The sequence below is a fragment of the Dermacoccus sp. BD5 genome (assembly GCF_044878485.1).
GTDB classification, from domain to species: domain Bacteria; phylum Actinomycetota; class Actinomycetes; order Actinomycetales; family Dermatophilaceae; genus Dermacoccus; species Dermacoccus nishinomiyaensis.
The window spans coordinates 1-24,179 of the sequence record NZ_JANJER010000024.1; the positions used below are offsets into that span (position 1 = coordinate 1).

The 24,179-nt window shown below is 68.2% G+C and carries 19 protein-coding genes and 4 pseudogenes; 11 read left to right on the plus strand and 12 right to left on the minus strand.

Translation table 11 applies throughout. The features are described from left to right. Positions 1 to 185: 185 nt before the first annotated feature. The 3 genes and pseudogenes from NQ706_RS12875 to NQ706_RS12885 form a co-directional block, all read right to left on the minus strand. Positions 186 to 539: pseudogene (locus NQ706_RS12875) on the minus strand (RtcB family protein); the annotation flags it as partial. 216 nt (positions 540 to 755) lie between these two features. Beyond that, positions 756 to 1,700, minus strand: a pseudogene (locus NQ706_RS12880) (RtcB family protein); the annotation flags it as partial. Positions 1,701 to 1,751: 51 nt separating this feature from the next. Then, entirely contained in the window at positions 1,752 to 2,783 is a 1,032-nt protein-coding gene (locus NQ706_RS12885) for a bifunctional 2-polyprenyl-6-hydroxyphenol methylase/3-demethylubiquinol 3-O-methyltransferase UbiG (RefSeq protein WP_051805491.1), read from the minus strand. Positions 2,784 to 3,009: 226 nt separating this feature from the next. Here NQ706_RS12885 and NQ706_RS12890 point away from each other — a divergent pair, with 226 nt between their 5' ends. The 3 genes from NQ706_RS12890 (at position 3,010) to NQ706_RS12900 (ending at position 5,481) form a co-directional block, all read left to right on the plus strand. Next, complete coding sequence (locus NQ706_RS12890) at positions 3,010 to 4,524, plus strand: hypothetical protein (protein ID WP_051805489.1); 1,515 nt, start codon at positions 3,010 to 3,012, stop codon at positions 4,522 to 4,524. A gap of 175 nt (positions 4,525 to 4,699) precedes the next feature. Then, entirely contained in the window at positions 4,700 to 5,089 is a 390-nt protein-coding gene (locus NQ706_RS12895) for a hypothetical protein (RefSeq protein ID WP_150112700.1), read from the plus strand. Beyond that, positions 5,086 to 5,481, plus strand: coding sequence for a hypothetical protein (locus NQ706_RS12900; protein WP_038566480.1), 396 nt, complete (start codon positions 5,086 to 5,088; stop codon positions 5,479 to 5,481). The genes NQ706_RS12895 and NQ706_RS12900 overlap by 4 nt, the downstream gene beginning before the upstream one ends. 242 nt (positions 5,482 to 5,723) lie before the next feature. Here the strand turns inward: NQ706_RS12900 and NQ706_RS12905 are convergent, their stop codons facing one another. The 3 genes from NQ706_RS12905 to NQ706_RS12915 all read right to left on the minus strand — a co-directional run bounded on the left by NQ706_RS12905 (position 5,724) and on the right by NQ706_RS12915 (position 9,571). After that, on the minus strand, positions 5,724 to 7,835 hold the full coding sequence (locus NQ706_RS12905) for a M4 family metallopeptidase (RefSeq protein WP_404361043.1): 2,112 nt from the start codon (positions 7,833 to 7,835) through the stop codon (positions 5,724 to 5,726). A 342-nt stretch (positions 7,836 to 8,177) separates the two neighbouring features. Next, complete coding sequence (locus NQ706_RS12910; RefSeq protein WP_051805487.1) at positions 8,178 to 8,912, minus strand: phosphatase PAP2 family protein; 735 nt, start codon at positions 8,910 to 8,912, stop codon at positions 8,178 to 8,180. Beyond that, positions 8,909 to 9,571: a phosphatase PAP2 family protein gene (locus tag NQ706_RS12915; RefSeq protein ID WP_038566476.1), complete on the minus strand. Its 663-nt coding sequence runs from the start codon at positions 9,569 to 9,571 to the stop codon at positions 8,909 to 8,911. The genes NQ706_RS12910 and NQ706_RS12915 overlap by 4 nt, the downstream gene beginning before the upstream one ends. A gap of 313 nt (positions 9,572 to 9,884) precedes the next feature. On the opposite strand from NQ706_RS12915, the gene NQ706_RS12920 reads away from it, so the two are divergent. Continuing rightward, positions 9,885 to 12,185, plus strand: coding sequence for a glycosyltransferase family 39 protein (locus NQ706_RS12920; RefSeq protein ID WP_081873778.1), 2,301 nt, complete (start codon positions 9,885 to 9,887; stop codon positions 12,183 to 12,185). Between the two features lie 215 nt (positions 12,186 to 12,400). After that, on the plus strand, positions 12,401 to 13,768 hold the full coding sequence (brnQ, locus tag NQ706_RS12925) for a branched-chain amino acid transport system II carrier protein (RefSeq protein ID WP_150112699.1): 1,368 nt from the start codon (positions 12,401 to 12,403) through the stop codon (positions 13,766 to 13,768). 156 nt (positions 13,769 to 13,924) lie between these two features. Here the strand turns inward: brnQ and NQ706_RS12930 are convergent, their stop codons facing one another. Next, complete coding sequence (locus tag NQ706_RS12930) at positions 13,925 to 14,062, minus strand: hypothetical protein (protein ID WP_156444882.1); 138 nt, start codon at positions 14,060 to 14,062, stop codon at positions 13,925 to 13,927. Positions 14,063 to 14,164: 102 nt separating this feature from the next. Here NQ706_RS12930 and NQ706_RS12935 point away from each other — a divergent pair, with 102 nt between their 5' ends. Beyond that, on the plus strand, positions 14,165 to 14,809 hold the full coding sequence (locus NQ706_RS12935) for a TIGR03085 family metal-binding protein (RefSeq protein ID WP_038566472.1): 645 nt from the start codon (positions 14,165 to 14,167) through the stop codon (positions 14,807 to 14,809). 39 nt (positions 14,810 to 14,848) lie between these two features. Here the strand turns inward: NQ706_RS12935 and NQ706_RS12940 are convergent, their stop codons facing one another. Together NQ706_RS12940 and pdxY are read right to left on the minus strand one after the other, a co-directional pair. Further along, positions 14,849 to 16,090: an ATP-binding protein gene (locus tag NQ706_RS12940; protein ID WP_006943525.1), complete on the minus strand. Its 1,242-nt coding sequence runs from the start codon at positions 16,088 to 16,090 to the stop codon at positions 14,849 to 14,851. Positions 16,091 to 16,475: 385 nt separating this feature from the next. Beyond that, positions 16,476 to 17,324, minus strand: a complete 849-nt coding sequence (pdxY, locus tag NQ706_RS12945) for a pyridoxal kinase PdxY (RefSeq protein ID WP_006943528.1) — start codon at positions 17,322 to 17,324, stop codon at positions 16,476 to 16,478. A gap of 474 nt (positions 17,325 to 17,798) precedes the next feature. Here pdxY and NQ706_RS12950 point away from each other — a divergent pair, with 474 nt between their 5' ends. The 4 genes from NQ706_RS12950 to NQ706_RS12965 all read left to right on the plus strand — a co-directional run bounded on the left by NQ706_RS12950 (position 17,799) and on the right by NQ706_RS12965 (position 20,982). After that, entirely contained in the window at positions 17,799 to 18,488 is a 690-nt protein-coding gene (locus NQ706_RS12950) for an aspartate/glutamate racemase family protein (RefSeq protein WP_200874231.1), read from the plus strand. Between the two features lie 39 nt (positions 18,489 to 18,527). Continuing rightward, positions 18,528 to 19,550 carry a rhodanese-like domain-containing protein gene (locus tag NQ706_RS12955; protein WP_235182060.1) on the plus strand — a complete coding sequence of 341 codons (1,023 nt, stop codon included), beginning with the start codon at positions 18,528 to 18,530 and terminating at the stop codon, positions 19,548 to 19,550. Positions 19,551 to 19,555: 5 nt separating this feature from the next. Beyond that, a complete protein-coding gene (locus tag NQ706_RS12960) occupies positions 19,556 to 20,344 on the plus strand; it encodes a sulfite exporter TauE/SafE family protein (RefSeq protein ID WP_038566467.1) in 789 nt (262 codons plus the stop codon). A gap of 74 nt (positions 20,345 to 20,418) precedes the next feature. Then, positions 20,419 to 20,982 (plus strand): rhodanese-like domain-containing protein, encoded by a 564-nt coding sequence (locus tag NQ706_RS12965; RefSeq protein ID WP_038566465.1) that lies wholly within the window; start codon positions 20,419 to 20,421, stop codon positions 20,980 to 20,982. 84 nt (positions 20,983 to 21,066) lie between these two features. Here the strand turns inward: NQ706_RS12965 and NQ706_RS12970 are convergent. Then, positions 21,067 to 22,334 (minus strand): annotated as a pseudogene (locus tag NQ706_RS12970) (IS3 family transposase). Between the two features lie 67 nt (positions 22,335 to 22,401). Between NQ706_RS12970 and NQ706_RS12975 the strand changes: the two are divergent. Further along, positions 22,402 to 22,803, plus strand: a pseudogene (locus tag NQ706_RS12975) (transposase); the annotation flags it as partial. 267 nt (positions 22,804 to 23,070) lie between these two features. Here the strand turns inward: NQ706_RS12975 and NQ706_RS12980 are convergent. Beyond that, on the minus strand, positions 23,071 to 23,619 hold the full coding sequence (locus NQ706_RS12980; protein ID WP_150112698.1) for a hypothetical protein: 549 nt from the start codon (positions 23,617 to 23,619) through the stop codon (positions 23,071 to 23,073). 170 nt (positions 23,620 to 23,789) lie between these two features. After that, the coding region (locus NQ706_RS12985) for a transposase (RefSeq protein WP_404361051.1) at positions 23,790 to 24,179 on the minus strand (390 nt) is incomplete at its 5' end.

A 24,179-nucleotide genomic window follows, 5' to 3' on the forward strand; every position in this document is an offset into this window, starting at 1 on the left:
TCCGCCGGAAGACGCGCGATCGATACCTAGTCGCCCTGTCTTCTGGGCGACTTCCTCAGCGCTCACTGCGGCAGAATCCTCACTTCGTTCCGGTCCTACCTCCGCTCGCTTGATCGGGTCGTGTCGCACCGAGCGGATGGGGTGAGCTTGTGAACCCCATCCGCCGGAAGACGCGCGATCGATACCTAGTCGCCCTTCACATTCACGATCTGTCGCAACACATGCCGCACCTCGACGAGGTCGGCAGCGTCTGCCATGACCTGGTCGATGTCCTTGTACGCCTGCGGGATCTCGTCGACGAACGCATCCGTGTCGCGGTACTCGATGCCGGCCATCGCCTCGCGCAACTGATCGCCGGTGAAGCGCTTGCGCGCGGCCGAGCGAGGGAACTGACGCCCGGCGCCGTGGGGCGAGGAGTGGAGCGACAACGCGTTCCCCTTGCCGACGACGACGTAGGACGCCGTCCCCATCGACCCAGGGATGAGCCCCGGACGCCCGGCTTCGGCGTTGATCGCGCCCTTGCGCGACAGCCACACGTCAGCATCGCGCCCCTTCGCCAGCTCCGAGTACCGGCGGCCGGCACCGATGTCGTTGCACAGCGCTCGCGCGCTGGGAGCCGGAAGACGCTCTGTGTTCCCGGGTGTCGCACCGAGCTCACTGCCGAGCTTGCGAGGCAGGGAAACCGGAAGACGCTCTCTGTTCCCGGGTGTCGCACCGAGCTCACTGCCGAGCTTGCGAGGCAGGGAAACCGGAAGACGCTCTGTGTAATTGTGGTGGCAGTTGATGCGTTCCTGTTCGATGACGGGTTCGCCAGCCCATTCGCTGTACTGGCGGACGACGCGGTCCATCATTTCTTCGCGGTTGAGCAGGGCGAAGTGCTGTGCCCACTCGAGTTCGCGGATGCCGGAATGCCGCAGCATCCCGAGGACACGAGCGCAGCGAGGCCCGCAGGGCTGCGTCGCGGCGCGACCGGGAGTAGGCGTCGAACTGGGGTGTGCCCTGGACGAGGTATGCGAGGTCGCGGTCGGACAGGTCGATCCAGTTCGTCGCGCAGTAGTCGGTCGCCGTCTTGATGTGGTGCTGGGCGATCTTGTTGCCGACGCCGCGCGAACCGGAGTGCAGGAACAGCCAGACGCGGTCGTCCTCGTCGAGGGAGATCTCGATGAAGTGGTTGCCCGAGCCCAGCGAGCCGAGCTGTAGCGTCCAGTTCTTCGCGTACGTCGCGGGGTCGAACCTGGCGTCGGCGGCCATGGCGCTGAGTTCGTCGAGGCGCGTGCGCGTGTGGTCGCGGCTGATCGTGCGGTTCACTCCCCCGGCCGACAGCGGGATGGCGCGCTCGATCGCCTGACGTACGGGCGCACGGTCGACGGGCAGGTCGGTGGCGGTGTGCTGCGTGCGCACCGCGATCATGCCGCAGCCGATGTCGACGCCGACGGCGGCGGGGATGACGGAGTGCCGCAGCAACCCGAGGACATGAGCGCAGCGAGGCCCGCAGGGCTGCGTCGCGGCGCGACCTAAGACATCGCGCCGAGCGTCGGGATGACGGAGCCGACGGTGGCGCCGCGACCGAGGTGAGCGTCAGGCATGAGCGCGAGGTGCGGGAAGATGAATGGCATCGACGCCGTCGTCAGGGCCTGTTCGCGGGTCGATTCCTCGAGGATCGAGGCCCAGTTGTACAGCTTCGCGTTGATTCGCTCCATGGTGTTCTCCTTGCGTGTTCGCCTGCGCCGCATGGGGATACGGAGCAGACGTCAGGTCGTTCGGGCCGAGGGTTCGTCCGATGCCGGCGGCGTCGGGGTGTCCTGCGACGCAGATGCTTCGGGTGCGGTGAGGCGCGCGCTGCCTGCGTCGTCGACGTCCGCAGGCTTTGTTGCCGTCAAGGTGTAGGTCGCGGCGAGCCGCGCGGGATTCTCGGCGAGTTGCCACTCGTTCGGTTCGATCTCGACCATCTGGCCGGGCAGGGCGTTCCACGGGACGCTCTGATGCTCGACCAGCCCGTCGAGTCGGAGCCCGGCCTTCAGCAGCGCCGTGACGACCTCGCCGAGCCCGTGATTCCATTCGTGCGTGACGTTCGCGGTGAACTCGTGGTCGGTCTCGACGTAGGTGCCGCCGTCGTCGAACACGAGTGGTTGCTCCTGCTCGAAGTAGGGGAACTCCACGGCAGGGGTGGTGAATTCGTCATCGCGCAGGGTGCGTTTCGCGGTGGCTGGGTGGTCGCCCATCGCCCAAAGCATCGGGTGGCCCTCGCGGATGAACAGTCGCCCGCCGGGCTTGAGCAGCGCCGCGACGACCTGGGCCCAGCGTTCGATGCTGGGCAGCCAACACAGCGCGCCGATGCCGGTGTAGACGAGGTCGAACTGCCTGCCGCCCAGGGCTTCCGGCGCCGAGTAGACGTCGGATTCGACGTACTCGATGTCGCCGTGTCCGGCTGCAGCGGCGATGCGCCGGGCCTCTTCCAACGACTTCGGCGACAGGTCGACACCCGTGACGCGCTGCGCGCCAAGCCGTTTCAGCGACAACGTGTCGGTGCCGATGTGGCACTGGAGGTGGACGACGTCGAGCCCGTCGAGCGATCCGAGCCCCGGCGCACGCTGCACGTCGAACCGGGCGACGCGGCTGATGGCGTCGGGGTGGTCGATGAAGTGCTGCACCGAATAGTCGGGGCTTGCGGCATGGGCGACGGCACGGTCATCCCAGTTGGCCTTGTTGACGCGCAGGTACTCCTCACTACCAGCCGTCGCCGTCGGCGACGTGGCTGCGGTCGAGAGCTGCGTGTCGTTCATGACGTCGAGTCTGCCGTGACCTGACGAACCACGCCACCGATTTTTTCGTCATGGTCAACCGCAGCGGGGCCACCTATGCAACGTCGCATCGTGATGATGTCGGCGCGGTCGCCGAATTGGAGGAAACCTCCAAACGAGACCGCCCAGAGTTGGTGCGTCTCTTGGCGAAGTCGCACCACGCAGTGCGCTTCGATGGTGAGGTACCCGCTACCTGCGCGAAAGGCTCATGATGCCGAGGACCGCCACACCGACGTCGGCCGACACCACCGTGCGCGAGGAGGTCGGCATCCAGTTCCCGGCCGGATCCGACGGCACGCGCCCGACGACGCCGACCGTCAAGGCCATCGTCGCGGAAGCGGTTCGCAACAGCGACCCCGCACTGGCGAGCCGAGTCGAGGCCGACACGTCGTGGCGTCAGGGCTACGTCGGCGCGATGCGCGAACTCACCGTCCGCACCGCTGCCGATGACGATGCAGCGACGACGATCGCCCGCGACGGCCTCGCCGCGGCGCGCGCCCATCTCGTCCACGTTGCCAACGACGGCACGCAGAGACCGCTCGCCGACCTCGACGTCGATGCCGCCGTCGATGCCGCCCGCGGCACGTTCGGCACCCACACCGTGGACGGCACCGCCGAGCCTCGTCAGGAACTCGCCATCCCCTACCAGGGGCGCATGCTGAGCGGCCACGATCTCGAACGCCAACTCGCGGCGTGGGTGCACAAGGGCATCGTGGAGCAGTCGTGCGCGGACGCCGTCATGCGTGTCGTCGCGCACCCCGAGTGGCTGAGCCTGCCTGGCCACGTCGTCGCCGACATCGGCGCCGGCGCCGAGATGGGGCCGCTCGAGATGCTGTCGAGCTGGGGCGCACGCATCCTCGCGATCGACATCCACCGCGTCAGCGAGCGCCTCGAGAAGATGGCGCGCGACGGTGCGGGCCACGTCAGCCTGCCGACGAAGGACGGCGAGACGGGCGCCGACATCACGCGCGACACCACGGCCGTCGCTGCGTGGATCGACGAGCAGGCGGGTGACGACACCGTCGTCCTCGGCATGCACGCCTATGCCGATTCGGGCATGCACATCCGCCTGACGCTCGCCGCCGACCTCATCGCCACCTGGCTGCAGGAGCGCCGCCCGACGACGGTGCTCGCCTATCTCGCGACGCCGACCGACGCGTTCGTCGTACCCCAGGAGATCATCGACGCCGCCCGCTCGAGGTGGTCACGCCACGGCAGCAAGGGTTTCGCGAAGCGCGCGCTGCGCACCGCGTCACGCGGCCAACTGTTCACCGAGCCCTACCCGAAGGGCTCGCGCGTCACCGACTGCATCATCGCCCAGCAGGGCCCCAACTACGCCGTCGCGAAGCGCCTGCAGCGCTGGCGCGCCGTCGCCTCGGAGGCTGACGGGCGCCGCGTCTCGTTCAACGTCGCACCCGCGACGTTCACCCGGTCGGTGACGAAGAACACCGCCCTCAAGGCCGCTTACGCCGGCGCGCACCACTTCGGCGTCGAGGTCTTCGCCGCCGAGACGAGCCGCGCGCTCATGGCGGCGCTGCTCATCCACGACGTCATGCGTGACGACCTCGCCCCCGGCGCCGCGCCTCAGCGCGCCCACGCCGAAGAACTCTTCAGCGACGGCGCCGCACACGGTGGCTTGTGGCGCACGGCCTGGGCACCCCGCTCGGCCCTCGGCGTCGCGGCTGCTCTCGGCGCCCCCAAGGCGCTGCGCCGCAAGGCATAGCGACACACGTCTCGCCCGCCCGTCATATCGCCTCCTCGCGACCGCCGTCCGAGGGGGCGATGCGCGTTACGCTCAAAAGAGCGGGAACACACGATTGCTCGAGCGAGACACGCAACCTGCGTGGGGGTTCATGCGTCCTCATACCGAGACCATCGTTCACGGAGAGGGGAAGTCGATGTTTGCGCCAGCCTTCATGTGCCCACACGCGCACCGCGTCACGACCTCCGCAACCGACGCCATGCCCACCCGCGGCCATGCCGAGAAGCCCAGCACAGCTGCCGGCATCCTCGCGCGCCACACCGCGAGCGAATGGATCGGCACGCAGGGCGAACAGCTGCGCCTGCGCGTCGTCGTCGAACATGTCACCGCCGCGCGACGCACGTTCACCTACGTGCTGCGCGTCGAGGGCACGAACGATCTCCTCGAGTGGTCGACTCAGCGCCGTTACGGCATCACCGAGGGTGAACGACTCGCCCTGTCCGGCCTCGTCAAGGCCCACACCACCCCCGACGCCACGCGCGTCACGGTGCTCCGCGACTGCTTCAACCCCTTGAGGATGACGTGATCTCCCTCCCCGTGACCATTCCGCGCATCGTGCGCGGCCAAGACCGCAAAGACGCCGACCAGCGCTACTCCGGCGTCGCCGCCGGCCCCGCCGAACGAGGCTCCGGCACGACGACGTCCGTCGCGTTCCTCGCCGACGTGGGCACCACCGTCGACGTCATCGCCCGCGTCGCCGGCACCACCCCGCCACGTGACGGCGACACCGCCGACGTCGTGCGCCACTGCTTCCGAACCGTCGACGACGGCCTCGCCCTGTGCTGCCCGCTGCCCGCCACCGAACACCTGCGCCTCGGCTCCGTCATCCGCGTGCGCGGCGACGTCACCGAGCAGCGCACCCAGGGCAGCAACCACGTCACCGAGATCCGAGCCGACGAGCTCGACCTGCTCGGGTGACGCCGCCCTTCCACTGACGGGCCACGCGCGAACCTGACGGCCCGCCTCATCCGCGCGGCTCGACCACGCTCGCCGGTGGGGCCACGCGCGAGAAATCTCGCACCCCCACCCGACCGTCACGACACAGCACACACCACGACGCCGGTGGGTGCCACCCGAGATTCGGGTGGCACCCACCGTCGTCGTCGTCAGTGCCCGGTCAACGGCCCCTGACGTGAGGTCGAGGTGACGTCAGTGCGCCGTCACTTCACGACCACGTCGTCGAAGACGAACGACGTCTGCGAGACCGAGTCCTCCGACGCGGTGAACTTGAGCGTCACCGTCTTGCCGGCGAAGGCCGACAGGTCGACCGTCTTCGCTACATAACCGCTCGCCGCGTCGAGGTTCGAGAAGGTCGACACCGTGCTCGTCGTCGTGCCGTTGATGACCTGGACCTTCGCGGTGTCGTACTTCGTGGAACGCGTCGTCTCGGCCGTGTCGACGTGCACGTAGTACGTCAGCTTGCCGCTCGCCGGCACCTTCACCGACTGCTGTTCGTACTCGGTGCTCGTCGAGCCGTTGCCGCCGAGCCACATCTTCCACGAACCGCCGTGTGCGGCCTCGCCGGCGTTGTTCGTGATGGGGCCGTCAGTGCCCGTCCAGCCCGTCTGACCCGCTTCGAAGTCACCGTTCGTCACCGCGTTGGTGCCGGGCGTCGGGGTGGGGGTGGGCGTCGGGGTCGGGGTCGTCGACGTCGAGCACGCAGCGGTGCCCTTGGGGACGTTGATGGCGTTGAACGCGCTCTCGACCGACTTGCAGACCTGGCTGGAGCCGCCGTACAGCTCGACGGCCGACTTGATGGCGCCCTCACGAGCAGCCTTGTAGTTCGACGTCGACGTCAGCTTCGTCGACAGCGTGCGGTACCAGACCTTCTCGATGTCGGCGCGGCCGGCGCCCGTCACCGATGAGCTGTCGCAGGTGGAGCTGTTGTAGGAGACACCGTTGATCGTCTTCGCGCCCGAACCGTTCGAGGCGAGGAAGTACCAGTGGTTGAGCGGGCCCGACGAGTAGTGCGGGTCGGCGCTGCCGACTGACGAGGAGTAGCAGTCGTAGCTCGCACCGTCCTTGCTCGGCTTGTCCATGTAGCGCAGCGGCGTGCCGTCACCGTTGATGTCGATCTCCTCGCCGAGCAGGAAGTCCGGCTTGTCGGAGGCCAGGTTCGCGTACCACTCGACGCCCGTGCCGAAGATGTCGGATGTCGCCTCGTTGAGGCCACCGGCGTCGCCCGAGTAGTCGAGACCGGCCGTGTTCTCCGTGACGCCGTGGCTCATCTCGTGGCCGGCGACGTCGAGCTCCGTCAGCGGGTTCGCATTACGGTCACCGTCGCCGTACGTCATCTGAGTGCCGTCCCAGAACGCGTTGACGTAGTTGTTGTCGTAGTGGACGCGGCTGCGCGCACCGTTGCCGTTGTTCCAGATGCCGTTGCGGCCCATGACGCTCTTGTAGTAGTCGAACGTCGTGTCCGCACCGTACTGCGCGTCGACGCCGGCGCTCTGACGGTTCGAGTTCGACCCGTCGCCCCAGACGTTGTCGGCGTCCGTCATCGTCGTGCCGTTGATCTTCTGGTTGTTCGAGTCGGTCGTGTAGTTGCCCGTGTTCGGGTTGCTCAGCTTGTACGAACCGCTCGAGCCGGAGGTGGTGAGCGTGACGTTCTTGTCGTAGATGCCGTTGCCCGTGGCGTGGGCGATCTCGTCGAACGAGGAGATGACGGCGCCGGTGTCGGCGTTGATGAACGAGCGGACGCGCGACGGCGTGCGGTCCTTCTGCATGCCGGTCGTCTTCACCATGTAGGCGAGCTGCTGCTTGCCGGCCTCGTCGACACGAATGACGAGGGTGCTGCCCGCGCCCTTGGTCGCATCGAGCCCCTCGCTCTTCTTGTGGGCCTTGGCGGCCGCGAGGCCCTTGGCCTCACCGGTGGCCTTGGGGATGGCGGGTGCGGTGTCGACGGTGATGGCGCCGTCGAACATGCCGTCGTGGCCGGTGACCTTGCCGGAGGCGTCACGGTGGATGACGAGGTCGCCACCGACGACGGGGATGCCCTTGAAGGTGCGGTCGACGCGCACGTGCGTCGAGCCGTCGGTGTCCTTGAGCACGTCCTTGATCTTGAAGGCGTTGTCGGCGCTGAGACCGACGGCCTTGACGAGCGCCGCCGACTGCGACTGCGCGGAGCCGACGAGGCTCGAATGCGCCGACGCCGACTGGAACGACGCCTGCCGCGTCGCCGGGGAGTCGGCGGAGGCACTCTGAGCGACGGCGGGGACGAGCGAGAAGGAGCAGGCCGCAGCGAAGGCGACGGTGAGGGTGGTGCGCTTCATGAGAATCGGTGTCTCCTCTGAGCGACCGGGGCGTGGGGCTCCGGCGGTGGGGGGGGTGGGGTGACTCGTCAGCCCGAGGACTGTGAGTCAAGTCATGTATAGCCCACGCGAGGGGTCGAATGGAGAGTTGACGCACAATTTTTTCTCAGTTCACCGACAGGGAAAGGCTGCAATATGCGAGAACACAGGGGTTTGCTTGTGCACCTCCTCCGCCACACCTGGGCATTCGCAACCTGATGTGACATTTGTTGACAAGCTCTGGACATGACAAGAACGCAGGCCTTCTGCCTGCGTTCTTGACCTGAGGAGGGCTTTCCCGGCTCGAACCCGCCGGGCGGTGGCTCAGCCGCGAACCCCGTCCGCCCGCTCGGCGGCCTGACGTTCCGCCGCGCGGATCGCCGCATAGGAGATGCCCGCGCACAGCATGCCGAGCAGCGCGCCGATGATGACATCGCTGAGGTGGTGCATGCCGCGGTACAGGCGCGCGAAGCCGACGCAGAACGGGAAGACGAAGCAGACGACCTGGACGATGCGGCGCGCGAGCACGTTCGGGATGCGCTGTGCGAGCAGCATGATGCTCCAGAACAACGCGAACGACGCCGCGGTGTGCCCGCTCGGAAAGCTGGACGTCGGCGGCGCGTGCGGGTCGAGGCGCTCGACCTCGGGGCGCGGACGGTTGACGATCTTCGTCACCGGCACGAAGACACTCGCCTCGAGGCTGATCGCGAGGACCGGCAGGATGGCGAGCCACCACTTGCGCGTCAGCACGAGGATGACGAGCGCGACGACGACCGACCCGCCGATCGTGAACCACGTGTCGTTGATCGTCGAGACGGTCTTGGAGATCGGGTTGAGCGAGGCGGTGCGCCACCCGGCGACATCCCGCGAGAGCGTGTCCTCGGCCGGGATCTCGTCGAACACGTTCATGATGATCTTGCCGATGGCGACGAGCACCCCGAACGCCACGAGAGCCGGCAGGACAGCGCGCTTCAGGATGGAGACGAGCACCTCCTTGGGCGTCGGGCGGGCTGACGCCTCGCGCCCACCGTCGTGATGGTCGGGGTGAGCGGTGGTCACGAATCCTCCTCGAGGTGGCCCTTCGGCCGATGGCTGAAACCGAGATACGACGCGGACGACAGGCACAACGCGAGCAGGACGCCCGCCGTCACGTCGCTCGGGAAGTGGACGCCGAGGAAGATGCGATCGAGCATCGTCAGGACGACGACGAGCACCCCCACCGTCACCGCTGCGGCGCGGATGAGCGGGGGCCAGCGTCGCACGAGCGGCCACGCCATGATGAGGCACGTCGTCACCATCATCGCGACGTTGAACGCGTGGCCGCTGGGAAAGCTGTAGCCCGGCGCATGGCTGACGGGGTCGGCGATGACGGGGCGCGCCCGCTCGACGACGAGCTTGACCTGCAGGCCGAGGTTCCAGCCGACGAGCATCGTCACGACGCCCCAGATCGTGCGGGCCCGGAAGCCGCGCAGCCACGTCCAGACGGCGACGGGAATCGCGTAGAGGTAGACCATCGTCGGGTGGAACGCGGACTGCCACCCGATCAATGCGTCCTCGAACCCGGGGTGTGCGCGCGTGACGTCAGTGGCCGCGACGACGACTCGCTCGTCGAGGTCGACGATCGGAGCGAAGTGTCGCGTGACGAGCAGCGCGAGCACCGCGACGGGCAGGCACAGGACGGCCGCTGCGACGACACCGCGCAGCAGCCGCGGCCCCACCGCCCGCGCGAGGCTTCTGAACCTCACCGAACCCCGCGATCTCGGCCCTCTCGGCGCTGCGGCAGACATGCCTCACACCGTACTTCGTTCGGTCGCAACACGATCAGCGCCCTTGGCCGATCTCATGGGTGGCGGGGTGGGACGTCGCCCGTTGGATCAAGCGGGGCGGGGCCGCGCAGGTCGAGCGGGGCGTGATGACGAACCGCTCACAGACGGCGCACAGGGGCGCCACGCGGGCAGCAAAGCGCCGGCCGCGAGAGTCGTCGTCATCACCGGGCGCATCGGCGCCGAGACTGCGACGGAGGGATCCGCGATGACCACCACCACACCGACGCGCCTGCTGCGATCGCGCCGCGACGGCCGTCGGGCCCGCGAGCTGCCGGGGGGTGCCACCCCGCACTCCGCGGCGGCACCCCCACGGCGTCAGGACCGGCTGCGGCGCCTCGTGCGCGGCGCCGATGACGACCCGAACTGGGCGCGACCGGCGCTGTTCGCGCTGCTGACGCTGGCCGCCGTCGTGTACGGCTGGAACCTGACGAACTCCGGCTACGCGAACGAGTTCTACGCTGCCGCAGCGAAATCCGCGTCGAAGGACTGGAAGGCGTGGCTGTTCGGTTCGCTCGACTCGAGCAACGCGATCACCGTCGACAAGCCCCCGGCCTCCTTGTGGGTCATGGGGCTGTCCGCGCGGATCTTCGGCTTCTCGTCGTTCTCGCTGCTGCTGCCGCAGGCGCTCATGGGCGTCGGCACCGTCGGCCTGACGTACGGCGCGGTGCGCCGCTGGTCGGGGCACGCGGCGGGCCTGCTCGCCGGGTTGATCGTGACGATGACGCCCGTCGCGGCGCTCATGTTCCGCTTCGACAACCCCGACGCGATGCTCGTCCTGCTCATGACGGCCGCCGCCTACTGCGTCGTGCGCGCCATCGAGGTGAGCGGACGTGACGAGCCGACGACGACGCGGCGCGGGCGGGTTCGCTCCGCCTCGGCTACCGCGCTGCGGTGGATGGTCGGCGCGGGACTGCTCATCGGCTTCGCGTTCCTGACGAAGATGCTGCAGGGCCTGCTCGTCCTGCCCGGCCTCGGTCTCGCCTACCTCGTGGCGGCACGCTTCTCGCTGGGCACGCGCATCAAGCACCTCGCGGCGGCGCTCGTCAGCGTCATCGTCGGCGCCGGATGGTTCGTGGCGCTCGTCGCGGCCTGGCCGGCCGGCGCCCGCCCCTACATCGGCGGCTCGACGAACAACTCCGAATGGGAACTCGCGCTCGGCTACAACGGCCTCGGCCGCATCCTCGGCGGCGACGGCAACGCCGGGGGCGGTGGCGGCGCCGGCGGTGGTGGATTCGGTGGCACCGCAGGGCTGTTCCGCATGTTCAACAGCCAGTTCGCCGGCGAGATCTCGTGGTTGCTGCCCGCGTCCCTCGTGCTGCTCGTGGCAGGCCTCATCGCTCGTCGTCGTGCACCGCGCACCGATCTCGTGCGCGCGTCACTCGTGTTGTGGGGCGGCTGGCTCGTCGTGACGATGCTGTGCCTGTCGTTCATGAAGGGCACCGTGCACTCCTATTACGCCGTGGCGCTCGCGCCGGCCGTCGCCGCGTGCATCGCCGTCGGTGGTCGTGAGGTCTTCGCGCGACGCTCGTCGCTGCTGTGGCGCGTCGTGCTCGGCGCGGCGATCTGCGTCAGCGGTGTCTGGAGCTTCCGGGTGCTGACGACGTCCGCGTCCGGCTGGATGCCGTGGCTCAAGTGGGTCTGCGCGATCGCTGCGGTGCTCGGGGCGATGACGTTCGTCGCCGCGCCGGCATGGGGTGCGCGTGCGCGCCGCGTCGCCGTCACCGGCCTCGTCGTCGGGGTGCTCGGCGGCCTCGGTGGGACGTCGGCGTACACGTTCGCGACGATGGCGAGCGGCCACAACGGCTCGATGCCGACTGCTGGCCCTGCCCTTGCCGGAGCACGCGGCGGCATGGGGTCGATGGGCTCGGCTCCCGGCGGCGCCCAGGGTGCGCCTGGTGGTTCGACGGGTTCTGCTGGCCCGGCTGGTTCTGGGACGACCGGCTCGTCGGGTGCGGCGGGTCAGGCTCCGTCGGGCACCAAGCCGTCGGGTACGGCTCCTTCGGGTGCAGCTCCGTCGAGTGGCAGCTCGGGCTCAGCTTCCGGCGCGGCGTCGAGTGGCGGTTCGGCGGCCTCGTCCGGCTCGTCGAGCGAGGCCGGGGCATCGGGTTCGACGACGGGTACGCAGCGTTCCGTGGGTTCCGCCGGCGCGCAGGGCGGTTCGACGTCCAACGCGGCGTTGGTGAAGTTGCTCGACGCGACGAACTCGAAGTGGTCCGCGGCCGTCATCGGCGATCAGAGTGCAGCCGGGTACATCCTGAGCAGCGACACGGCCGTCATGTCGATCGGCGGCTGGAGCGGCAGTGACGACAACGTCACGCTCGCGCAGTTCCAGCAGTACGTGAAGAACGGCGACATCACGTACTTCATCGCCGGCGGTGGCATGGGCGGCGGCCCGGGTGGCAACTCCGGCTCGGGCGCGCAGATCACCGCCTGGGTCAAGGCGCACTACAAGGCCACGACGGTCGGTGGCGTCACCGTCTACGACCTGACGAAGGCGACGAGCTGACGCCGGCCCGGCGGCTGCGCGATCCCGAAGCCGCCGGGTGACCGTCTCTCGAATGTGAGCGTCGTCCTGGTCGAACATGAGCGACATGAAGCTCGTTTTCGGCCAGGGCGCTCACATTCGTGGTGCCGAGCTGGGCAAGGCCAGCTCCTGGCCTTGGCCCGGGACGCGGTGGCGCCCTGCCCGCTCGGCCCGCCGTCCTTGTCATACTGACCGGCGTGAGTTCTGCTGCCGCACCGACCGCTTCCTCGTCCACGCCGTCGCGGTTGCGTCCGGCACAGACACTGCTCGTCGGGACGATGCTGTTCGGGTTGTTCTTCGGCGCCGGCAACCTCATCTTCCCCGTGCAGATGGGTCGCGAAGCCGGCTCGCACACCACGCTCGCGACGATCGGGTTCCTCATCACCGCGACGGGCCTGCCCGTCCTCGGCGTCACCGCCTCCGCCCTGTCGGGCACGCGCAACGTCCGCGAACTCGCGGCGCGCGTCGACCCACGCTTCGCCGTCGTCTTCACGTGCCTGCTGTACCTGACGATCGGGCCGGCATTCGCGATCCCGCGCACCGCGTCCGTCTCGTACGAGATCGGCCTCGCCGAATCGGTGCCCGCCGGCGCACAGACATGGGCGCTGCTCGCATTCACCGCGATCTTCTTCGCCCTCACCGCGGCCGCGGCGCTGCGTCCCGGCAAGCTGATCGACTGGGTCGGGCGTTACCTCACCCCCGGATTCCTCGTGCTGCTCGGCGCGCTCATCGTCGCCGCCTTCGTGAAACCGATGACGCACGACGTCACCGCCGCCCCCAAGGGCCCGTACGCGGACGGCCCCGTCACCCGCGGCTTCCTCGACGGCTACAACACGATGGACGCCCTCGCCTCCCTCGCGTTCAGCATCGTCATCATCGACGCGGTACGCCGCCTCGGCATCACGAGCCCGCGACGCATCGCCGTCGAGACCGCGAAGAGCGGCATCGTCAGCGTCCTCGGAATGGCGGCCATCTACGCCTCGCTCGCATGGATGGGTGCGACGTCGATCGGCGTCATCACCGCCGACAACGGCGGCACCGCGCTGGCCGGCATCTCCCGACACTTCTTCGGCTCGTTCGGGCAGGTGCTCATCGCCGCGATCGTGCTCGTCGCGTGCCTCAAGACCTCGATCGGCCTCGTCACGGCCTGCGCGGAGATGTTTGCCGAGATGTTCCCCCGCCTCGGGTACCGCGCGTGGGCACTGACGTTCACGGGCGCCTCGTTCGCAGTGTCGAACATCGGCCTCAGCGCAATCATCTCCTGGTCGACGCCGCTGCTCATGTTCCTCTACCCGCTCGCGATCGCGCTCATCCTGCTCGGCCTCGCGTCGCCGTGGCTGAAGGGCCGACGCAGCATCCTCGTCGGTGTCGTCGCGTGCGTCGGCGTCGCGGCGCTCTTCGACCTGCTCGCCGCGCTGCCGTCAGCACCGGCGGGCCGCGACGCTCTCGTCGACGGCGCGCGCACCGTCCTGCCATGGTTCGAGAACGGCTTCGGCTGGGTCGTCCCCGGCCTGCTCGGACTCGTCGGTGGCGCGATCGTCAGCCGGGTGCGGCACGAGGGCTGACGCTGACGCCATACGACGCATGACATGCGACGTCAACCGCCGCGCCGCCGGCTCGGGGCGCACCGCCGTCAGCGTCGATGTTTCACGTGAAACGCCGTCAGCCGACCGTGATGATCCGAAGGCCGACCGCCAGCACGATCGCGTTGTAGAAGAAGCTCAGCGCCGAGTGCACGAGGACGTGCGCGTCGAAGTGACGTTGACGGCCGACGTCGCGAAGACGTACAGCAGGATCAGCTCGCCGAGCAGCATGGTGGCGTGGATGGCTATTCCCGCCCAGATCTTCGCCGTCGTCACCCGCCCAGAGTGGGTGGCGCGCGCCACCGCGCGTACACGAACGTCACTCACCCCTTCCGATGGGTGCTGCCGGGGGATGCTCATCCGTGGAAGGGTGGACGCATGACTCTTGCTCCCGCCCTGCGCCACCACGTCGCCGACCTGCTCGCCGCCGTCAGCCCCGACGCGCCGACCCTGTGCGAGGGATGGACCGCGCGCGACCTCGCCGCCCACCTCGTCATCCGTGATCGCCGCCCGGACGCGATGCCCGGTATCTTCATCCCCGCCTTCGCCGGTCACACCGAGAAGGTGCAGGACGCGCGCTCGAAGAAGCCCTACGCAACCCTCGTCGACGAGGTGCGCAGCGGGCCGGGCAAATTGAGTCCGATGCAGGTGCCGGCCATCAATGAGCGCGTCAACCTCGTCGAGTACGCGACGCACGCCGAAGATGTCCGGCGCGCACAGCCCACCGACGTGCAGGCGACGATGCCGCCGCTGCCCGAGGGCACCGAGGACGCCGTGTGGTCATCGCTGACCACGATGGGCAAGCTGCTCGTGCGCTCCTCGCCCGTCGGCGTGACGCTGCGCGCCCCGCAGCGCGGCGACGTCGAACTGAAGAAACCGACCGACGCGGGCGCCGTGGTGCTCGCCGGCTCGCCCGTCGACCTCATGATGCACCTCAGCGGTCGCTGCGAGCGCTCGGGCGTCAGCGTCGAAGGCCCTGATGCGGCCGTCGCGGCGTTCTCGAAGACCAAGCTCGGGATGTGACGTGCGGCGCGGGCGACGTCGCAGCCGCCCGCGCGCCGCTCAGTCCGCCGTCACGGTACGCAGGTAGCGGCCGAAGTGCGGCACGGTGAAGGCGATCCGTCCGCGTTCGCCGGAGTACACGAGCCCCTTCTTCATGAGTGAATCCCTCGCGGGAGAGAGTGATTGGGGCTTACGTCCGAGCACCTCGGCGACGAGAGACGTCGGCACCGATTCGATGTCGTCGAGCCCCGGCGTCTCCCCCGACTCGTCGGCGGCTGCGGCGTCGGCGACACGCTGCGCGGCGTCCGCCATCGCTCGCAGGTACTCGCGCTCACCGGGCGTCGCGCGCTCGTAGCGTGAGCCGAAGAACCCGACACCGAGCTCGGCCTCGGCCTCGGGGACGGCAACCGCCACGTCCTCCGCGGTGATCGGCGAGCCGGGCGCGAGATCCCACACCGTCGCGCCGTACGCCTGGATGAAGTAGGGGTAACCGCCCGTCGCGGCGTACATCGCCTCGAGGGCGTCGTCGGTGAACTCGGCGTCCTCGTCCTGCGCGGGGCCTTGCAGCGCCTTGAACGCGGCATCCCTAGGCAGACGATCGATGCGCGCGTATCGGAACAGCCGCTCCGAATACGACTTCTGCGCCGACAGCACCGCCGGAAGATGCGGCAGGCCGGCACCGACGACGATGACGGGCAGCGAACTCTGCGACATCTCGTGGCACGCCGCGCACAGCGCCGACACGTCCTCGGGGTCGAGATCCTGCATCTCGTCGATGAAGATGGCGACGCCCTTGCCGACGTCCGCCGCGAGGCCGCCGACGTCCGTCAGCAACTCGACGAGGTCGATCTCGATGTCACCCGAATCCGCACGGCCTGGAACGGCGGGGGCGTCGATGCCCGGGTTCCAGCGATCACGCAGCTTGGCCTTGGGGTCGACGTCGCGCTGCGCGAAGCTCTTGATGACGCCGAGGACGTGGTCGACGTCGTCGTCCTGCGGGTGGCCAAGTTCGCGCACGGCCGTGTGCAGCGCTGACGCCAGAGGTCGGCGCAGGCGCTGATCGGGGCGTGCTTCGAACTTGCCGGTGCCCCAGTGCGCGCGCACTGCGCCCGACCGGAGGGTGTTGAGCAGCACCGTCTTGCCGACGCCGCGCAGGCCGATGAGGACGATCGAACGTTCGGGTCGGCCCTTCGCGATGCGGGCGACGACGACGTCGAACGTGCTGATCTGTTCGTCGCGCCCGGCGAGCTCGGGCGGACGCTGGCCGGCACCGGGCGCGTACGGATTGCGGATCGGATCCATGCGCCCACGGTATTGGGCTTTCTACCGTTCACGGCAGATGGACACGCCGCGGCACAGTCCCCCAACGTTTCACCAGGTTCTGCCGAGCGACATGCGATTCATGTCACAAGGTTGAGACCGCAGAGGCGCACCATCGTCCGGCAGTGTCGAAGTCATCCGGGACACAGAGGTCCGGCGCCCCACCCCTTGACGAACCTGGGGGAGAATCATGCAAGACATAGGCGGGACCAGCAACGAAAAAAACTCATCAAGTCCGGCCTGAGCCTGGCCGAGGAGATCATCAAGCTCATTGCCTTCCTCGGCGGCTGAGCGTCCACCTCACGCACGAGTGCCCGCCTCCTTCGTGAAGACGGGCACTCCGTGTCGTTCGGGCGGCCAGGGGGCCTCAGCGCAGCTGCGTCACCGCGAACTGCATCGGCGGCGAGGCGATGGCCTCCTGGGCGTCGACGAGCAGGATCTCGCGCGAACCGGCGTCGTGAGTGCGCTCCATCACCGCGAAGATCGACGACGCCGTCGCGGCGAGCGCCTCGGCGGGGCTCGACGTCATGAGGCGCGCCACGAAGATCGCGGCTGTCGCGTCACCCGAACCGGCGACGTACATGGGTAGCAGCGGGGTCGTGACGATCCACGCCCCCTCGTCACTGACGACGGCCATCTGCACCGAGTCGGCGGGCGTCTCGTCCGTCTGCACCGAGGTGACGAGCACGACCTTCGGGCCGCGAGCGCGCAGGGCGTCGGCGGCGTCGAGCAGGTCGGTCACCGTCGAGACGGTGCGCCCGACGAGGAACTCCAACTCGAACTGGTTGGGCGTCAGCACGTCCGCGGCGGGCACGACGACGTCCCGCATGAATTCCGGAATGCCCTCGCGCACGTAAAAACCGCGGCCGACGTCGCCCATGACGGGGTCGGCGCAGTACAGCGCGTCGGGGTTGGCGGCCTTGACGCGCGCGACGGCGTCGACGATGACCTCCCCCATCGTCGGGGCGCCCTGGTAGCCGGACAGGACGGCGTCACAGCGCGGCAGCACGCCGCGCTCCTCGATGCCGGTGATGACGTCGCGCACCGTCTCCGGATCGAAGACCGGCCCGCGCCACTCGCCGTAGCCCGTGTGGTTGGAGAAGTGCACGGTGAACACGGGCCACACCTCGTGCCCGAGGCGCTGCAGCGGAAACACGGCCGACGAGTTACCGGCGTGGCCATAGGCCACCGACGACTGGATGGAGAGGATGTTCACCCCGACAGAGTAGCGACGCCGCCGTCAGCACCGAGTCGCCGCACCGTGCTGGCCGCGGGACGAAAGTGGACGAAAATCGCAGATGTGGGACTCCTTCTCACCTCATCGTGACGCAGGAAGGTGCACCGCGAAGCTGGGTGCGCTTGGACGACCTGCAGAGCATGCACATTGTGACCATCCGCCCTGGTGTCTTAGCTTTCGAGGACGATGAAATGGTTCACGATTGCCGTGCAGCCGCGGGACGTCGTCAGTCACCCACAGCCGGGCGGCCCGTCCGCGACGCTCCTCCTTGGCCCGCGAGCCTCGATGCGTGCGGCGCTGAGGCTTCAGGAAAGCTTGCGAGGCCGCGTCGACGTGCATTGACATCAGCGGTCTGCTAGAGCCGATCCACGCTCAGGTGGTGCAGAAACGGTGCGTTGAGCCACCTGCTCGCCTCGGTGGTGCAGAATCCTTCGTTTCAGCCACCGCCCCTCCGTGGGTGCTGAGATCGCCAAGTCCGATGTGCGCCACGCGATGAAGAATGCACACATGTCGCGCATCGGCTTCTTGCACACGTCGCCAGTCCACGTTCTGACTTTCGACAACCTTCTGAGCGAGGTCGCCCCCGAAGCGCACCCCGTGCACGTGGTCGACGAGTCCCTTCTCACTGATGCCCGCGCGAATGGTCCACAGTCGGTCGCTGACCGCGTCGAGGCTCAGCTGCGCAGCCTGAAAGATCGGGGCGTAGAGCTGATCTGTTGCACGTGCTCAACCCTTGGGAGCGTTGCTGAGCAGAGCGAACCGGGAGTGCCGGTCTTCAGAGTGGACCGGCCCATGGCTGCCCGCGCCTTACAGGCCGGGCGCAGAATCGCCGTCATCGCAGCCCTTGACTCCACTCTCGCGCCCACGCTGGCGCTGCTTGAAGAAGAAGCCAGCGCGGCAGATCACGAAGTTGAGACCACGCCGATCGTGGCGAAGGGCGCCTGGGACATGTTCGAAGCCGGGGACCAGGTGGGATACGTCGAATGCGTCGCACGAACCGCCCGGGCCGCGGCGCCGACCGCAGATGTCGTCATCTTGGCTCAAGCCAGCATGGCCCCGGCGGAAGCGTTGCTCACCGACCTGCCCACCCCTGTCTTCAGCTCACCACGCCCCGCAGTGGAGTACCTCGCTGCCCGGCAGTAGCTCGTACCTGGGAGCGCCAGCGTCGGATTTGTGAGCCGGATGGTCGTGCTCCCCCGCGAGCTGGGTGACGACGCTCTGGCAATCGCGGCCCTCTTCGATGAGGCGGATGACACCCCCCAGCTGACCGACCTGCTCGGCCCCGAGCACACCGACGCTCTGGTGCACCACCAGTACGCCTCGGCGCACCGCATCGCCGATGAGGTGCCCGACGACGCCGCCGTTCTGCCCACCCACGGATTCGGCAGCTTCTGCTCGGCGACCCAGTCGGTCGCCGACTCCTCGACCATCGGGGCGGAGAAGCGCACCAACCCCGCTTTGATGGAGGACGAGCAGACCTGGGTCGAGCAGATTCTCGCCGGGCTCGAGGCATGGCCCGCCTACTACGCCCACATGGGCCCGGCCAACCTCGATGCGCCCGCCACGGCCCCCGACCTCAGCGAGCCCGCCACGGCTGACGCCGATGCCATCCGCGCCGCACTCGAGGCCGGCGAATGGGTCGTCGACCTGCGCAACCGGCAGGCGTACGCGAAGGGTCACGTCAAGCAGGCCCTGAACTTCGGCATCGACGGCCAGTTCGCCACCTACCTCGGGTGGCTCATCCCGTGGGGCACGCCACTGACCCTCCTGGGCGACAGCCGCGAGCAGGTCGCTGAGGCGCAGCGTGAGCTCGTGCGCATCGGCATCGAACGCCCCCAGGCCGCCGCCACCGGCACACCGCAGGACTGGACGAGTGGTGAACTCGCTTCGTTCGAGCGCGCCACGTTCGCCGACCTCGCGCAGGTGCGTCACCACCGTGACGTCGTCGTCCTCGACGTGCGACGCGACAGCGAGTACGCGAGCGGCCACATCGACGGTGCGATCAACGTGCCGCTGCACGAGATCATCACCCGCGTCGGCGAGGTGCCCGCCGGCGAGGTGTGGGTGCACTGCGCCGGTGGGTACCGCGCCTCGATCGCGGCGTCCGTGCTCGACGCCGCCGGGCGTCACGTCGTCGCCGTCGACGACGCGTTCGACAACGCCCGCGAGACGTCGCTGGCCATCGTCGACGGCAGCGAGGCCTGAGCGTCATGCTCATCGCCGTCGTCGCCGGAATCGCCGTCGGCCTGCTCGTCGCCGGGCTCGGCGGCGGGGGCGCCATCCTCACGGTGCCCGTCCTCGTCTACGCGCTCCACAGGAGCCCGCACGAGGCGACGGCGAGTTCGCTCGTCATCGTCGGCGTCAGCTCCCTCGTCGGCCTGTGGAGCCACCACCGCGCCGGCACCGTGCAGTGGGGCCAGGGCGCGCTCTTCGGACTCGTCGGCATCGGCGGCGCCTATCTCGGCACCCGGGCCTCGCGCGGCGTCGACGGCAATCTGCTGCTCACTCTGTTCGCGGCGCTGCTCGTCGTCGTCGCCACGGTGATGATCATGCGGGCACAACGCGAACGCGACAACACCGCCTGCGTGCCGAGACCGTTGCGCGACGAGAACGGAGGGCACACCTTCGCCCTGGTCAAGGTGGCCCTGGCCGGTACCGGCGTCGGCCTGCTCACCGGCTTCTTCGGCGTCGGCGGCGGGTTCGCCATCGTTCCCGCCCTCACCTTGGCCCTCGGGTACTGCATGCCGTACGCGGTGGGCACGTCCCTGCTCGTCGTCGTCATCAACAGCGCCACCTCGTTGCTGTTCCACTCTGCTGGCGGCGCGGATCTAGAATGGGATGTCGTGGTGCCGTTCGCCGCCACCGCCGTCATCGGAGCCGCGCTCGGCGGCCGGCTCGCCCAGCGCATCCCGAAGAGGATGCTGCAGCTCGGGTTTGCCGTCTTCTTGATGTGCGTCGCCGCGTACACCGCGTGGCGCGCCCTGCCCCAACTCCTGTGACCCTCGCGTCCGATCGCCGATCCCCCGGCGACCGCTGGTCGCAGCCGCCGATCCACCACTCAAGGAGATTTCTCATGGCCCTGGCAAACCGCCTCACCCCCGCCGAGCTCGCTGACGCCGTCGCGGCCGGCGAGACACTGCTGCTCGACGTGCGCACCCCCGCCGAGTACGGCACGGCGCGCATCCCCGGTTCGATCAACGTGCCGGTCGATCTGATCGAGAAGAACGCCGCCGCGATCGGCGCGGGCATCAACCGCGACGCCGTCCTCATCTGTCGCATGGGCCCACGCGCCGAACGCGCCGAACAGGCCCTGGCCAAGGTCGGGGTGCCGCACACGAGCGTCCTCGTCGGCGGTTTCGAGGCCTGGCGCGACGCCGGTCATGACGTCGAGTTCGGCCAGGCCCGCTGGGATCTGGAGCGTCAGGTGCGCCTAGTCGCCGGTTCGCTCGTGGCCACGGGCGTACTCGCCAGCACCGTCGTACCGAAGGCGAAGTGGCTGTCCGGTGCTGTGGGCGGCGGCCTGATGTTCGCCGCGCTGTCGAACACCTGCGCCATGGGCACCATGCTCTCGAAACTGCCTTACAACCGCAGCACGGGCACTCCGAGCGTCTCCGGTGTTCGCAAACAACTCTCATGAGACGCGCCACGCACCGCGTCGCAACTACCCCGAAGGGGCATCCACGAAGGGGCCCTACCCCCGGATCTTGGACACGGGGTGTGATTACGCAGCAGGTCGCAGCGTAGCGGTGTAGCCGGTCTCGAAGGCGTCCGGCGAGGTGTAGCGACACCACGAGTGGCGTCGCTTGGTGTTGTAGCGGACGAGCCATCTGAAGACCTGCCGACGGCAGGTCAGCTCGTCACTCCAGCAGGCGGCGTCTTGGAGGACCCCGCGCTTCATGGTGGCGTTGAACGACTCTGCGAGGGCGTTGTCCGCGCTGGTGCCGACGGCGCCCATGGACTGGGTGACGCCGAGCTTGCGGCAGAGCTTGGCGTAGGCCTTCGAGCAGTAGACCGAGCCGTGGTCGCTGTGGAACACAGCGCCCTTGAGGCTGCCGCGGGTTGCGGCGGCTGCCTTGAGCGCGTCCTCGACGAGCTCGGTGCGCATGTGGTCGGCGACCGCCCATCCGACGAGCCTGCGGGAGTAGCAGTCGATCACGGTCGCCAGGTACAGGTTCGTCCCGTCGGCGATCGGCAGGTAGGTGATGTCGCCGACTTAGCGCTCGTTGGGGCGCTCGGCGGTGAAGTCGCGTTTGAGCAGGTCGGGGTACTTCTGCCCCGACGGCTCGGGAATCGTGGTGCGGACCTTGCGGCGCTTCATGTAGCCGCGGATGCCCTCAAAGCGCATCACCCTCGCGACACGCTTGTGGTTGACCCGCTCACCGGCAGCCGCGCTGTCACCGAGTTGAGCGTTGAGCTCGGCGGTGATCCGTGGCGCGCCCTGAGTGTTGTCGGCGGAATGGACGGTCCGGATCCGCTCAGCCAGCGCTGCGTCGTCAGCGGCTCTGGCCTCTCGTGCCGGGGCCGCGTTGAGCCAGGCGTAGTAGGAAGAGCGCTCGATCTCGACGAGCTCGCACAGTCGCTTCACCTCGAAGGTGGCGGAGTTATCGGCGACGAACTGGAAGCGACTCACCAGCGCGTCTCCCCGGCGAAATACTTGGCCGCCCGCTGCAGGATCTCCCGCTCGGTCGTGAGCTTGGTCGTCTCTGCTCGCAACGCCGCGTTCTCAGCTTCGAGCCGGGCGACCCGCTGCTCAAGCGGCTCGACTCTCACGGGCGAAGACGGTGTCGTTCTGGGCTTCAACGGGCTGGAGGTCAACGTCCCGTCAGCGGCGGTCTTCTTGCCGGTCCCGTAGACCTCGAGCCAGTGCCGAAGCGTGCCGCGGACGATGCCGAGGTCATCGGCGATGCCGCGGACCGTGGCGCCCGGGGTGGTCTCGTACAAGTCGACGGCCTGACGACGGAACTCTTCGGAGTAGTTCTTCCTGGCCATAGTTCTTCGATCATCTCGCTTCCCCAGCAGATGCTGGATTCAGCGTGTCCAAGAACCGGGGTCAGGCCCCCTTGCCCAGGTCCTGACGTCCATGCCCGGCGTGGGTGTCAGGACCGGTGCGCGCATCCTGCTCGAAGTCGGCGACGCCTCCTCTTTCGCCACGCCAGGGCACTTGGCGGCCTACGCCGGGCTCGCGCCCGTCATGCGCCGCTCGGGCACCTCCATCCGCGGTGAGCATCCCAGTAGGTCGGGCAACAAGAACCTCAAACGAGCGTTCTTCCTCGCCGCGTTCGCAGCGCTCAAAGACCCCGCCTCACGCGCGTACAACGACCGCAAACGAGCCGAGGGTAAACGCCACAACGCCGCCCTGATCTGCCTCGCACGCCGCCGCTGCGACGTCTTGTACGCCATGCTGCGCGACGGCACGACCTACCAATCAGGCCGCCCCGTCACACCGATCGCCGCTTGACGAAGACCATAGGGACACCCCCCAGAAGCGAGTAGTGATCCTGGAAAGCGTTGCTCAGGTGGGGTATGACACCCAAGCCGTCGTCCCCGGCCTACAACTCCACCTCGACAGCGTCGAGGTGATGATCGGCGCCCTCGAGGAGATAGCAGCCGTCCTCGAGATCCCCGCGGAAATGGGCGGGGCGTCATTAAATGACGTGAGGGGCCTGTCGCATTGAAGAAAAAATTCCAAAGGAGGAATGGGTGCGACGTGAACTTCAAGCACCCCTCACAGTGTGCGGAAAGCACCGGTTTGTTCGATATCCTGGCCGTTGATGGTGACTGTACCACGGCCATTCACGCTCACCTGGTTGAGGAGGGATGTGGTGCAGTTACTTACCCAGCTCAGCGGGGGCACGGTGATGGTTCCATTCACCGGTGCGGGAATCGCGACCTGAAGCTTGGCAAAGTAGCGATAGTACGTGACGCCGTTGTAGGAGTAGGTTTGGGAGTCTTGCTGCACCGGGGACCAGTTTCCTGTCGTTGTGGTGAAACGTAAACCTGAAAGGTTGACGAGAACTGAGGCGTAGACGGCCGTGACAGATGATGCCGGCGAGACGTTCACGATCTGGTAATAGCTCGTGCTGTCATTCTTGCTGTCGACGGTGAGGCGACCGCCTGATGAGCAGCCTGAGCTGGAACGCGTGATGTAGAACGCGCGACGGATGCCGGGGCTGACTTGGGATGCGGCAACGGCGGGCGCGGCCGCGCCAACAGTGATGGCTGGGATGCTCCAGGCGATACCTGCGGCCACTTTGCGGCGAGAGGGCTGATTCATGGTGGCTCCTGTGGTTCCTCGAGGGGGTGCTGGTTCTGATACTAGCTCGCCACGCCATAGCCGGGCATCTATGTGTGCCTGTGAAGACGGTACGTCAACCGTTGGAGGCGGCGACGGAACGGGACCGGCTGGGAAGCGATCCGAGGTGGCCGCGCATGTATCCGGGCTCTTCACAATTCGGGGTGTAGGTGTGGTCTGAATCCGCCGGCTTCGAGGAGTGCGCGGGCGATGTAGTTGGTGAGGTTGCGGAAGCCGAGGGCCAGGCCACGCAGGTGCTCGAGGCGACCGTTCACGGCTTCGGTAGGTCCGTTGCTCGTGCGCGGCCGGTCGAAGTAGGCCAGGACGTCGCAGGCGCGTCTGGTCAGGGTGCGGCCGAGTTTGCGGACCTCGACGAGCGCCGCGGGAACGCCGCTGCTGATCGCAGCGATCACCTCCTGCATCATCGCCTTCGCTTTCTTCTTGTCGGGCTCCCGGTAGGCCGCGACGATGCGCTGGTAGATGCCCCAGGTCGCCTCGACCTCGACGTGCTCCTCGCTCGCGAACACTGCGTCCAGGCGTGC